Origin of the sequence: Noviherbaspirillum humi, from assembly GCF_900188095.1 — a bacterium.
Classification (GTDB): domain Bacteria; phylum Pseudomonadota; class Gammaproteobacteria; order Burkholderiales; family Burkholderiaceae_D; genus Noviherbaspirillum; species Noviherbaspirillum humi.
Genome location: NZ_FZOT01000003.1, coordinates 305,621 through 319,399, shown reverse-complemented (window position 1 = coordinate 319,399; position 13,779 = coordinate 305,621). Strand labels below are relative to the sequence as shown.

The following is a 13,779-nucleotide window of genomic DNA, read 5'->3' as shown; positions in this document are numbered from 1 at the left end:
GATTCACACCAATAGCAAAGGAAATCCATGTCCATCCCGCGCGCCACCGCCCGGCTGCAACTGCACAAGGAATTCACCTTCGAGCATGCGCTCGAGGTCATTCCGTATCTGGCCTCGCTCGGCATCAGCCATGTCTACGCCTCGCCCATCCTCACCGCCCGCAGCGGCTCCACCCACGGCTACGACATCGTGGATCCCACCCGCATCAATCCGGAGCTGGGCGGCGAGGCCGGCTTCCGGCGCATGGTGGAAGCGCTGCGCGGCGTCGGCCTCGGCCTGATTCTCGACATCGTGCCCAACCACATGGGCGTGGGTCCGGAGAACCCCTGGTGGCAGCATGTGCTGGAGTGGGGGCAGAACAGCCCGTATGCGCGCTGGTTCGACATCAACTGGCGGCCGAGCGACGACACCCTGCACGGCAAGGTGATGGCGCCCTTCCTCGGCCAGCCCTATGGCGACGTGCTGGCCGCCGGCGAAATACAACTGCAGTTCGACGAGCAGCGCGGCAAGTTCTACGCCGGCTATTATTCTCACCGCTTCCCGATTTCGCCGGCCGACACCGCCGCCATCCTGAAAGCGGCGAAGTCCGAGCGGCTGGCCGCCGCCATCGCCGCCTTCGAACGGGAGGAGGGCGAGCGCGACGAGCAGGGCAGGACCATCATCAGCCAGCAGACCGCCGACCACGGCACCGGCCTGCTGCTGCGGCAGGTGCGCGAGCATGGCCGCGCCGACATCGACGCCGCGCTCGCCGCCTTCGCCAGCGACACGCCGCAGGGCATCGACGCGCTGCACCGGCTGCTGGAGCGCCAGCATTACCGGCTGGCCTGGTGGCGCTGCGCCGCCGACAACATCAACTGGCGCCGCTTCTTCGAGGTGACCGACCTGGCCGGCGTCCGGGTCGAGCAGGACGACGTGTTCGAGGCCACCCATGCGCTGATCTTCCGGCTCTATACCGAAGGCCTGATCGACGGCGTGCGCATCGACCATGTGGATGGCCTGGCCGATCCCGGCGGCTACTGCCGCAAGCTGCGCCGCCGCTTGCAGGCGCTCACCTCGCAGCGGCCGCCTGAGCTGCCGCCGGCGCCGGCCTATCTCATCGTCGAGAAGATCTTGGCGCCGGAGGAGCAGCTGCGCGCCGGCTGGGAGATCGACGGCACCAGCGGCTACGATTTCATGGACCGGGTCGGCGCCGTCATGCACGACCCGGCCGGCGAGGCGCCGCTGACGTGGCTCTGGCACGAGCTGACCGGCTCCAATCTCGACTTCGCCGGCGAAGTGCGGCAGGCGCGGCGCCAGCTGCTCGCGATCAACCTCGCCGGCGAATTCGAAGCGGCCTCGCGCGCGCTGCATGCGCTAGCGCGCACCGACCTCCGCACCCGCGACTTTTCCCTCGGCGCCATCCGCCGCGTGTTCGCGGAGCTGCTGGTGCATTTCCCGGTGTACCGCACCTACGCCAGCGTCGATGGCCGCGACGAGGCGGACGAGCGCATCATCGAGCAGGCGCTGGAACACGCCCGCGGCAGCGTCGAGCGCACCGAGGTGGCGCTGCTGGACGTGCTGGCGCGCTGGCTCGGCGGCGCCACGCCGGATGCAGACGGCCATCCCCGGGTGCGGGCGCTGCACCAGCAGGCGATCACCCGCTTCCAGCAATTGACGCCGCCGCTGTCGGCGAAGTCGGTGGAGGACACCGCCTTCTACCGCTACGGGCGCCTGCTGTCGCGCAACGAGGTCGGCTCCGATCCCGGCCAGTTCTGCATCTCGGTGCGCGAGTTTCATGAATCCAATGCCGCGCGCCTGCAGCGCTTTCCGGATTCCATGCTCGCCACCGCCACCCACGACCACAAGCGCGGCGAGGATGTGCGCATGCGCATCGCCGCGCTGAGCGAGCTGACCGACGACTGGGCGCGCACGGCGAAGGAGTGGATGACGCTCAACGCCGGCCTGCGCACCGAGATGGCGCCCGGCGATGCTTCCGGCCATGACATCGCGCCGCATCCCGCCGACGAGCTCATGCTGTACCAGATGCTGGTCGGCGCCTGGCCGATCGGCCTCGGCGCGGACGATGCCGACGGCCTGCACCAGTTCGCGCAGCGCATCGAGGCCTGGCAGACCAAGGCGCTGCGCGAGGCGAAGCAGGTGAGCGACTGGATAATGCCGAATGAGTCCTACGAGAACGCCTGCAAGGCCTTCCTGCACGGCATCCTCGCGCCCGGCCCGGACAACCGCTTCCTGCCCGGCCTGCTGCAATGGGTCGGGAGGCTGACCGCCGTCGGCGCCGCAAAGAGTTTGGGGCAGACGCTGCTGCGCCTGACCTGCCCCGGCGTGCCGGACCTCTATCAGGGCACGGATTTCTGGGACTTCAGCCTGGTCGACCCGGACAACCGCCGGCCGGTGGACTATGCTGCGCGCGCCGCCGCCCTGCGCGACCTGCCGCCGGCGCTGGCCGGCGTAGACGGCTGGCGGGATGGCCGCCTCAAGCAGGCGCTGCTCCGGCATGGCCTCGGCCTGCGCGCGCGCGAGCCGGAACTGTTCCAGGAGGGCGAATACCTGCCGCTGGAAATCGAAGGCGCGCAGGCCGCTCATGCACTGGCCTTCGCGCGGCGCCGCGGCCAGCGCCTGCTCGTCGTGGTGGTCTCGCACCTGCCCGGCGCGCTGATGGGCGAGGCGCAGGCGCCGGCGGTGCCGCCGGATGCCTGGCAGGATACGGCGCTGGTCCTGCCGGAGAACCTGCGCACCAGGTTGACGGACGGATTGACCGGCGCCGCCCTCGATGCCGGTTCAGGACGCATCGCGCTGCGCGAACTGCTGGCCCGCCTGCCGGTGGCCTTGCTGCAGGGAGAAGCCCTTTCCGCCGCATGACCGAATGCAGCTGCGCGCAAGGGCAGTCACCCACACGCTGACAAAAGGGAAACCCGCGCCGGTTGAACAAACGACAGGCTATAGCGTCGACAGGGGCGTTCGCCCGCGTTTTCTTGTCACGCCATGAAGCCTGATTGCCAACTTCCGGCTTTCACCGCAAAAAGATTTCCGCGAATCACGCCATGCCGGTTGACCGGGGCAGCATTTCCCTGCACCCTTTTGTCTTGATCAGCCGCGCCTTTCCGGCGGCATTTCCTACTTGCGAAAAAGAGTTTATGGATCCGAAAGATTTCCAGTTCGGCACGCTGCACAACGACCCGACATCCCTCGAACAGGCGATTGCCGCCAAGCTGCTGTACGCCATCGGCAAGGACCCTTCCACCGCCCAGCCCAACGACTGGCTGCAGGCGGTGGAACTGGCGGTGCGGGACCGGCTGGTAGAACGCTGGATCAAGACCACCCGCGCTTCCTACGCCCAGGACAGCAAGCGGGTGTACTACCTGTCGATGGAATTCCTGATGGGGCGCACCTTCACCAATGCGCTGCTGGCACTCGGCCTCTACGACGAGGTGCGGCAGGCGCTGGCGGCGCTGAAGGTGGACCTGGAGGAAGTCGCCGGCCACGAGCCGGATGCGGCCCTGGGCAACGGCGGCCTCGGCCGCCTCGCCGCCTGCTTCCTCGATTCCATGGCCACGCTCGGCATCGCCGGCATGGGCTACGGCATCCGCTACGACTACGGCATGTTCAAGCAGCAGATCATCAACGGCAGCCAGGTGGAAAGCCCCGACTACTGGCTCACCGGCGGCAACCCATGGGAATTCCCGCGGCCCGAGGTGCAGTACCGGGTGCGCTTCGGTGGCCATGTGGAGCAGGACAACGGCCAGGCGCGCTGGGTCGGCACCCAGGACGTGCTGGCCATGGCCTATGACACCATCATCCCCGGCTACGACGTCGAATCCACCAACACGCTGCGGCTGTGGTCGGCCAAGGCCACCACCGAGATCAACCTGTCCGCCTTCAACCAGGGCAACTACTTCGGCGCGGTGGAGGACAAGAACCATTCGGAGAACGTGTCGCGGGTGCTGTATCCGGACGACTCCACGCTCTCCGGCCGCGAGCTGCGCCTGCGCCAGGAATACTTCTTCGTCTCCGCCAGCGTGCAGGACCTGGTGCGGCGCTATCTCTCCCAACATGAGGGCTTCGACCTGCTGGCGGACAAGGTCGCCATCCATCTCAACGATACCCATCCGGTGCTGGCCGTGCCCGAACTGCTGCGGGTGCTGCTCGACGAGCACGGCCTGCCGTGGGACAAGGCCTGGGGCCTGGCGCAGAAGATCTTCTCCTACACCAACCACACGCTGATGCACGAGGCGCTGGAGACGTGGCCGGTGGAGATGCTCGGCCGCGTGCTGCCGCGCCACCTGAAGATCATCTACGACATCAACGCCACCTTCCTGCATCAGCAGACCGCCCGCTTCGGCCACGACATCGACCTGATGCGTCGCCTGTCGCTGATCGACGAGAACGGCGAGCGCCGGGTGCGCATGGCTTATCTCGCGGTAGTCGCCAGCCACAAGGTCAACGGCGTCTCCAAGCTGCATTCGGAACTGATGAAGCAATCCATCTTCTCCGACTTTGCCCGCATCTTCCCGGAACGCTTCAACAACAAGACCAACGGCATCACGCCGCGCCGCTGGCTGGCGCTGGCCAACCCGCCGCTGTCGGCGCTGATCGACGGCGAGATCGGCACCGGATGGCGGCGCCACCTGGACCAGCTGTCGCAGCTCAACCGCAAGGCCGGTGACGCCGGCTTCATCGACGCGCTGCGCCAAGCCAAGCAGCAAAACAAGCAGCGCCTGGCAACCTGGGTGCAGGCCAACCTCGGCATCGCGCTCGACACCGAGTCGCTGTTCGACGTGCAGGTCAAGCGCATCCACGAATACAAGCGCCAGCTGCTGAACGTGCTGCACGTGATCACCCGCTACAACCGCATCCTCGCCAACCCGGATGCCGGCTGGGTGCCGCGCACCGTCATCTTCGGCGGCAAGGCGGCCTCCGCCTACTACCAGGCGAAGCAGATCATCCGCCTCATCAACGACGTCGCCGCCAAGGTCAACAGCGACCCGCGGGTGAAAGGCTTGCTGAAGGTGGTGTTCGTGCCGAACTACGGCGTCAGCCTGGCGGAGATGATCATGCCCGCCGCCGACCTCTCGGAACAGATCTCGCTCGCCGGCACCGAAGCCTCCGGCACCGGCAACATGAAGTTCGCCTTGAACGGCGCGCTCACCATCGGCACCCTGGACGGCGCCAACATCGAGATCCTGGAGAACGTCGGCGCGGACAACATCTTCATCTTCGGCAACACCACCGAGCAGGTGCGGGACATCCGCATCCACGGCTACCAGCCGCGCCAGCTCTACGAATCCCATCCCGAGCTGCGCCGGGTGCTGGACCAGATCCGCGACGGCTATTTCTCGCCGGAGGAGCCGGGCCGCTTCCAGTCCCTGTTCGACGTGCTGGTGAATTTCGGCGACCACTACCTGCTGCTGGCCGACTACGCCAGCTACGTCGCCACCCACGAGGCGGTGGATGCGCTGTACCGCCAACCGCGCGAATGGCACCGCAAGGCGCTGCTCAACATCGCCAACATGGGTACGTTCTCGGCGGACAGGACGATCGGGGATTATGTGGAGGATATTTGGAGGACGGTGCCGTTGAGTCTTTGAGGGCTCACCGAGCGAAGATCTTCAGACTCAAAGCAGATATTTCGCCAGTCTTCGAAAATAGAGGACCGACTTCGAACGATATTGTGGCGGAACGGAGTCATGTGCCGCTTACATCCCGTAAAACTCTCATGTGCTAAGGTGCAAAACCAAAAATCGGTTTTTAAATAATTTCAATGTGTACGAGGAAAAGTGGAACTTGAGCCAAGAGTTGGCACCATCGAATAGTAGTAAATCAGCACTGGAAATTTTCGACGGGAGAAAAAGCCAATCCTTTTATCTGTTTCTCCTTCAAAGCTAAACGGGCTTCAGACGAAACGAGAAGCGCTGTTGGATAAGCGCTTAAATGAAATAGTGGCGGCAGAGGCTTGTTGGGCTTCCTTAAGACCAGTTTCTGTATCCCCATAACTTGATCTGGAATGATGAAGCTGGGATCAACAATCGAATTTTCCCAGTCCAATAAATCCGAGTGTTCCAAAAGCTGGACGGCAGTGAAGTCTCGATTCTGAGCGCCTGATATCTGAGCAATGCGATTTGCGTAAGGACCGATTCGACAATCTATCATCACCACAGGAATTAGCTTGTGGGGGAACGAACCGACATTCGTTAGTGTCGCCAACATGGTTGCGGACATGATGGGCCATCTCACGTTGTTTGTTGGGAAATCGGTTTTCTGTAGGGTGTCGAATATCGCTTCAAACTCTACAAAGGGAGGAATCCCATATTCATGGGTTAGAGCGAGGCGAATTGTATTTTCACAGCCTTGAAACTTGACAATAGAAGCATCATTATCCAAGTCAATCAGATGAGATAGATCCCAATCCAAAATATACGCGTCACTGGAACTATCGTTCTCCATTTTATTCTCCTAATTCGATATGCTTCCGAAAACTCAGGTGTTGCGAGGGTGCTATATGCACTAGATAGAACAATAGAAATCTCCTGCGTCAACCGCAGCTATCGCTTATGGACAAAGTTCGTACCTATCCCAAACGGGCTTACGATTCCGGACGTCGATTGAAGCTCTCAGAGGCCCAAGATGGAAAACCGAGAAAAATGCGTTATGGTGTCTTGCTCAATGATCCGGAAGGTCCATAGATTTCAATGCTCGGCGGGATGGAATTAACGTTTCCGATTTCCGGGAGCGAGCATTTGCCCTCAAAACGAACACCTGCCCGTTGCCCCGGTGATCGCTGTGTGGCGTTAAGCACTACGGTGGCGACAGAGGGATTTTTCTTCAAGACCACCGCATTTGGTGCATATATCCGCTTGCCGTTCACGACCGTCATGCGCCGGACGCTCAACTTTACTGGAGCGTCCGGCGGTTTTTGACCATTGACCCAAGCGGTCAGTTGAATTCGTGCTACGACTTTGGAGTCGGCACGAAATTCTGTTGCACTCAAAGTGCAAGCCAGATTGCCACTTGGCGGTGGAGATAGATTTTCCGCTGGATTGCTAGGTACCGGAGCGCTGCGCGGCGGAAGCCCAAGTGCCGTTCTGACATGGCGGTTGATTTCATCCCACAACGGATCAGAGGGAGCCCCATTTGCGCTCAATGAATACAGGCTTCCTAACGCTTCATTGGCTCTTCTCACTTCATCCTCAAAAGCCTTGCCGCCGCCCTGTTGCCCAAGCCGCCGTGCTCGATCCATGGCCTGATCAAACATCGACAAATGCTTCGCTGCACTCCGTCGAACTTCCGGATTGTTGCTGAGGGCAATACCCGCAGCGTACTTCTGAACGCGGTCTCTCAATTCGGTGGCATTTCCTTTCAGGACCGTATTCACGAAATCGGCTTTGGCCTGATCACCATCCGGGGAGAACCAGATTGCGCCAGCGACAAAGCCTATAACCCTCAAGGCGTTATTTAAAAGTGCCGGTTCTGCTAGGGTTATCGGCACTTGCACAGGAGTTGCCACCGGACCAGCCTGTGCTATGGTGATGCTCCGCTTTGCGGGAAACGTAGGATTGCTCGTCGAGTTTAAGTCCAAGTGTGATGCATTTGAGGACGATACTGACGACGGAATTGAGGTTGACATTGTTGTTCTCTCTGAGTGGGGTGTGATTGAAACGCTAGTTTGAGCGAGCAGGCATATGCTCCCGCGTCCGGCAAACTTGCAAATTGTTCAGACGCTGGACTTTTGGACGCTATATCTCCGTGTTCCCACGTGCCTTGCTTCTGTTGATTCGCTGCAGACATACAGTTGGGGGGATCGATAGTCTGCTAAAATGACAATTGTTGAGTTGGCCTCCCTGCGATACGCTCGTGCGTTATGGTCAACAGACATGGTCATTGCCGTTTTCAGGAACTAAAACAATCGTAATTTTTGAGTTCATTGAACCGTGATGCATTCACTTACATGAACCGATCCGCTTTGGTCAAAACTGGTGTTGGATTTGCATTTCTTGCAGGCTTGTATTGGCTTGCAACCATGAATGAACGTGGGTTTTCTAGTTATAGCTCAGAGTGGTTTGCAATACATCAGCTTCCGCCGGTAACGTTCGATTGCTCCATGGAAGGCCGTACTCGGGCAGGGTACTGTCTCTTCAAATATCCGCCTGAACAAATCCCGGCCATCAAGGAAAAATTGCAGCTCCACGAAGTTAACGATGCTCTCCTCAAGTTGCGAAACTCATGCGGCGGTTTTTCTTCAATGCCTGGCGTGATGATGTTCACTTCGACGTGCCTCCCGGCCCTATTTTCGAAGGGAACCACAAAAGCTCTCTAAGGGGTGTTTTCTTGAACGAAGCCACGGGCGAAGGCTGCCTTGATTTGGACTATCCATACGGTTAAATGAAAATAGGAAGCCACCGCTATAACCACTTCTTCATCGTAGCGCTGCAAGCTCATCATTCATCCGGGCGACCGTTAAAAGCGCGCCAGTTATCGCTTGTTTCTCACGCTAATCCCAACGGCTGATTGTTGTGTTGAATTTCAGGGGGCGATTATAGGAAGAGAGAAGTGCCCGGGCAAATCGACAATGGGATAAGCAACTGGAGTGCTCGGCATGTTATAGCCGCGTAAAAGGGAGCGCCGTTCCGAATCCGCGAAGTTTCCTTGTCTCCTGCTCCGTCAATGTAGGCTCTCATGCATCGTCAGCCAGACTGAAGGTCTAGCGTTAGAACCCAAGGAGACCGCCTGCTACAGAACCAGCTTCTGCACGCTAGCCATCCCCAGCCGCACCTTCACCTCCTCCGGATTGAACAAAATATTCAGGCTGGCAAAGCGCTGCCGATCGGACGTGAACTCGTACACATCCATGGACTTAAACTGCAGGGTCTTGCCGTTGTTGAGGATGAGGGTGTGGTCGAGGTAGAGGGCGATGGAGGGTGCGCCCTTCATGCCTTCAAAAACATTGAGCAGGCGCGAGATGGCCTGGCGGGTTGTCCTGAAGAGCATCTCATGATAATCGACCACCTGCAGCGTTCCATGCAGCGGCGTGGTGATGGAAGCGTCTTCGGTAAAGAGGTTTTGAACCTGTTCCAGGTCCTTGGCGGCAATCGCCTCCTTGTATTGCCGGCACACGGTCAGCACGATTCTCTCCATGAAGCTGGCCCGAGCCGGGCCTTGGCTGGCATGGTAGGAGAGCGTGCCGAGCGGGGATATACCGTGTTCCGGTTATTTTCGCTGGGCGAACGGCCGCATGGGTATTGGCGGCAACCCTGGGCCGGCGACGGCCGGCGCGGCGCATCAGGCGTTGCCGGTCGCGCGGGTGGCGTCCCGGTGACGCCTTTTCCGAAGGCAGGTTAAACGAAAGAAAGTCAGACGTGTTCGCGTTGCAGGGTGCGCGTGGCGGCCGGGGCGGCGTGGCGCCGCATGCTCTCGAAACGCCGCGCCACGCGGCGCGACAGGCCTTCGCCTTGCCGCGGCATGCTGCGCGGGCTGCCAATCAGCGTGCCCAGGCTGCAGACATCCAGGGTCATCGCGCGCAGCAGGCGGCCGGGCTCGTCGGATGAGAAGAAGCGTTTCCAGGCGTCGGCGCAGACTAGCGGATGGGAGCGGAAGGCGAGGCCGGGCAGGGGCCTGCGCACGCCTTCCTGGCGCGGTGTCTGGCGGATGCTCTCGGCAACGAAGTTGACGCCGCGCCAGATGGCGGTGGGCAGGCTTTCCCAGAATTGCGCCTGGCTGCCGAGCAGGCAAACCTCGCCGGTGCTCCGGTTGATCCGCGCCCGCAGCCGCAGCGGCCCATGGTAGGCGCTGGCCTGGCATAGCCGCGCCGCCATGGCTTCCAGGCCGGCGTGGGAAATGAAGCGCAGGCCGTCGGCGCCGTTCTGCTGCAGGGATAGCACCGAGACCTGGCCGCGGTCGGCGAGCAGGCCGATGTCGACCTCGTCGCCCTCCACCCAGGCTTGCGCCAGCAGTTGGTCCGGCGCGCCGGCGAGCTGATTCAGGGCCAGTTCGTATTCGGCCTGGCTGGAGATCACCTGGCTGCCGGCATCGCCGCAGCCTGCTCGGCGCAGCGCGAAAGGCAGGCCGACCTCGGCGGCCAGCGCATGGAAAGCCGGCAGCTCCCCGCCCGGCTGCCTGCGCAGCAGGCACGTGCGCGGCGTAGCAATGCCATGCAGCGTGCAGAAGCGCTGGAGTTGCGTCGGGTCGTCCATCATCTCCAGCGTCGGCCGGTCCGGGGTCGGGATGATGTTCACCGACAGCCGGTCGCGCACCCGGTTGACGAGGCGGGCGCCTTCGCTATCGGCGGGAATCAGCACCAGGTGCGGGGTGCGGCTCATGAAGTGTCCGACGATGGAGACGAAGCGATCGTCGTCGCTGCCGTCGAAGCGCATGGCGCAGTGGCGCTCGCACAGGGTGGACCAGCGCAGGTGTCGGCTGTCTTCGCCGCCGATGACGACCGATCTGGCGTCGGTAAAGCTGCGAATGGCCTGCAATACCGCGAGAATCACACTACCCTTGCTGCCTACGACGATGAAATTGATCATGGTGCACCTGCGCCCGTTTTCGTTGTTCAATGCATGGGTTGTCCCCGAGGCACTTACTCTAAAGATAGAAACGGGAGGTGCGTTTGATGCATCACAACGAAGCGGCGCGGTGTCATTTCCACAAGATCTACTCACCGTACAGCCGCGCCGCGCTTGCAAAAGCGGCCCGCCGCCCCAATGTACGCTTTCCGTTTATAGTGTTCCCCTTGGCAGTTGCCGGCATTCACAAACCATCCGCATCCTTATGAGCTTCAAGAAACTACGCACCAGAGATATCCCCGCCATGCAGGCGCAAGTCCAGGAATACGAGCATGAGGGCACGGGCGCCCGGCACATCCACCTGGCCACCGACGATGCGGAGATGGTGTTCCTGGTGGCATTCCCGACGGTGCCGGATGTCAGCGACGGCCGTGCCCACATCCTGGAACACCTGGCGCTGTGCGGCAGCGCCCGCTACCCGGTGCGCGATCCGTTCTTCTCGATGCTGCGCCGTTCCACCGCGCACTTCATGAACGCGATGACCTACTCCGACAAGACGGTCTATCCCTTTGCCAGCACCGACCGCGCCGACTTCTTCAACCTGCTCGACGTCTACCTCGACGCCGCCTTCTTTCCCAACCTCGATTACCTCGACTTCCGGCAGGAAGGCTGGCGCCATGCCTTCGAAGGCGACAAGCTGGTGTACCAGGGCATCGTCTTCAACGAGATGAAGGGCGCCTTCGCCGATCCGGTGCGGGCGCTGGACGGCGGCATCGCCGCGCACCTGCTCAAGGGCACGACCTACGAGGTGGAATCCGGCGGCGACCCGCTGGAAATCCCGTCGCTGACGCATGAGGCGCTCAAGCAGTTCCACGCCAGCCACTACCATCCGTCGCAGGCGGTGTTCATGACCGCTGGCGGCGTCGATCCGCTGGCGGTGCAGCGCCAGATCGAGGAGCGCGTGCTGTCGCGCCTGTCCGGCCGCGCGCCGCGCATGCTGCCGCAGCTGGCCCCGGCCTGGACGGCCCCGCAGGCGGTAGACGTGGCCATTCCTGCCAACGAGCACGGCGTGCAGATCGCCTGGCTGCTGGGCGAATCGACCGACCCGCTGCCGCTGTACGAAGCGCAGCTGCTGGAGGCTGGCCTGCTCAGCAATGCCGCCTCGCCGCTGACCCGGGCGATGGAATCGGCCGGCTTCGGCCGTCCCTCGGCCATGAACGGCGCCGATGCCGGCGGCCGCCAGATCGTGTTCCACCTCGGGATGGAGGGCCTGACGGCGGAACAGGTGGCCGATGCCCGCCAGCGCATCTGGAGCGCGCTGGAAGGCACCGCCCGCGACGGCGTGCCGCATGCGGTGCTGCAGGCCACGCTGCGCGACCTGCGCTTCCACCAGCGCGAGATCAGCGGCGGCCGCACGCCGCACCTGCTGCGGCGCCTGCTGCGCGCCATCCCGTTCGAAATGTACGCCGGCGACATCATGCACGGCTTCGACAGCGAGGACGTGCTGGCCGAGCTGGAGCAGCGCATCGCCGACCCGGCCTACTTCAAGGGCCTGGCGCAGCGCCTGCTCGACAACCCGACCCGCCTCGACATCACCGTCGTGCCGGATGCCGACTACTTCCCGAAGCGCAAGCAGATCGAGGACGAGCGCCTGGCGGCATTGCAGGCGTCCATGAGCGAAGCGGAGAAGCAGCGCATCATGGATGAATCCGCCGCGCTGCAGGAGCGTCAGCGCCGGGTGGTGAACAACGACGTCCTGCCGCGCATCAAGCCGCAGGACGTGCATGCCCTGCCGCGCCCGGCGCATGCGCTGCCGCAGGCCGAGGACGGCGTGATCGCCGTCTCCATTCCGTCCAACGGCATTTCCTACGCCCGCGTCAGCTACGACGTCAGCGGCTTCGAGGAGGCGGCCTGGCCCTGGCTGCAGCTGTATGTCGACGTGGTGGGCGAGCTCGGCATGGGCGACAAGTCCTACGAAGAGGCCGATGCCTGGCGCCAGGACCGGGTGCCGTTCTTCGACGTCAGCCTGCAGGCGGTGCAGGCACAGCAGGGCGATGACCGGCTGCACCTGCACATCGACTTTTATGCCAAGGGCCTGCGCGAGCAGAATGGCGACATTGCCGAAGTGCTGAGCGAAACTATACGCACCGCCCGCTTCGACGAGCTGGAGCGCCTGTCCTTCCTCATCGACAGCATGGTGGAAGACACCCGCAACAACCTCGCCGACGAAGGCGACAGCTATGCCCGCCTGGCGGCGACCGCGCCGCTGTCGCCGGTGCGCGCCTTCGAAAACCGGGTCAAGGGCGCGGCGGCGCTGCCGTTCTACGCCGGCCTGCAGACGCAGATCGAGAGCGAGGAAGGCCTGGCCGAAATCGCCGGCCAGCTGGCGCGTCTGCACCAGCGCATCATCGGCAGCCAGCGCCTGGTGCTGACCGCCGGCGTGGAAGACGATGCGCCGGCGCTGGCGGCGATGCTGGAACTGCCGGCCGCCACCGCGCCCGCCGGCAAGCCGGTCATGCCGCCGGCCCCGGGCCTGGCCAATGCCGGCCTGCACATCACCGCCCAGGTCAACCACTGCTTCGCCGCCTGGCCGGTGCCGGGCATGGCGCATCCGGACGCACCGGCGCTGGCGGTGCTGGGCGAGATCCTGACCAACCAGGTGCTGCATCAGGCCTTGCGCGAGGAAGGCGGCGCCTATGGCGGACAGGCCGGCTACTCGCCGAGCGCCGGCACCTTCGTGATGATGTCCTATCGCGATCCGCGCCTGGCGGCCACCTATGCCGACTTCGCCCGCGCCCTCGAGTGGATCCGCGGCGCCGAGCTGAAGCAGGAGAACATCGAGGAAGCGATCATCTGCGTGATCCAGGACCTCGACAAGCCGCGCACGCCGTATGCCGACGTGATGTATGCGCTCGACCAGCAGCGCCAGGGCGTGACGGAGGACATGCGCCGCCGCTACCGCGAGGGCGTGCTTAGCTGCGATGCCGCCCGGCTGAAGGCCGTCGCCGCTGCCTGGCTGGACGGCAAGCCGCACAGCCGCGCCGCCTTCATCGGCAATGCGGCGCAGGACGTGGCGGGACTGGAAATCGTCGACCTGAAGGCGCTGGCGGAGTAAGCGTTGCCTGGAAGCGGTCCGGCCTGTGCATGCCGCTTGAAAGTTCGCTTCAACTCTTGGTCGATTCACCGTTTTTGAGTGGACGGCGATGTGTTGCGGTTCATGTGCAATGGACGCAATCGGCTCTGACAGTTGCCCGCCTTGAGGAGGGCGGGTGTCAGGCCAAGC

At 62.9% G+C, this 13,779-nt stretch carries 7 protein-coding genes; 3 read left to right on the top strand and 4 right to left on the bottom strand.

Features of this window, described 5'->3' with window-relative positions; translation table 11 throughout:
* Positions 1–27 precede the first annotated feature (27 nt).
* Positions 28–2,859: a malto-oligosyltrehalose synthase gene (treY, locus tag CHB88_RS07900; RefSeq protein WP_089398761.1), complete on the top strand. Its 2,832-nt coding sequence runs from the start codon at positions 28–30 to the stop codon at positions 2,857–2,859.
* A gap of 275 nt (positions 2,860–3,134) precedes the next feature.
* Positions 3,135–5,585, top strand: a complete 2,451-nt coding sequence (locus CHB88_RS07895; protein WP_089398760.1) for a glycogen/starch/alpha-glucan phosphorylase — start codon at positions 3,135–3,137, stop codon at positions 5,583–5,585.
* Positions 5,586–5,817: 232 nt separating this feature from the next.
* Here CHB88_RS07895 and CHB88_RS07890 read toward each other — a convergent pair whose 3' ends face one another.
* The 4 genes from CHB88_RS07890 to CHB88_RS07875 all read right to left on the bottom strand — a co-directional run bounded on the left by CHB88_RS07890 (position 5,818) and on the right by CHB88_RS07875 (position 10,517).
* Positions 5,818–6,441, bottom strand: coding sequence for a hypothetical protein (locus CHB88_RS07890; RefSeq protein WP_089398759.1), 624 nt, complete (start codon positions 6,439–6,441; stop codon positions 5,818–5,820).
* A 202-nt stretch (positions 6,442–6,643) separates the two neighbouring features.
* Complete coding sequence (locus CHB88_RS24305) at positions 6,644–7,501, bottom strand: hypothetical protein (RefSeq protein ID WP_143131173.1); 858 nt, start codon at positions 7,499–7,501, stop codon at positions 6,644–6,646.
* A gap of 1,223 nt (positions 7,502–8,724) precedes the next feature.
* A complete protein-coding gene (locus tag CHB88_RS07880; RefSeq protein WP_089398757.1) occupies positions 8,725–9,129 on the bottom strand; it encodes a nuclear transport factor 2 family protein in 405 nt (134 codons plus the stop codon).
* Between the two features lie 215 nt (positions 9,130–9,344).
* Entirely contained in the window at positions 9,345–10,517 is a 1,173-nt protein-coding gene (locus CHB88_RS07875) for an ATP-grasp domain-containing protein (RefSeq protein WP_089398756.1), read from the bottom strand.
* Between the two features lie 283 nt (positions 10,518–10,800).
* Between CHB88_RS07875 and CHB88_RS07870 the strand changes: the two genes are divergently transcribed.
* Positions 10,801–13,611: an insulinase family protein gene (locus CHB88_RS07870; RefSeq protein ID WP_245844815.1), complete on the top strand. Its 2,811-nt coding sequence runs from the start codon at positions 10,801–10,803 to the stop codon at positions 13,609–13,611.
* Positions 13,612–13,779: the final 168 nt, after the last annotated feature.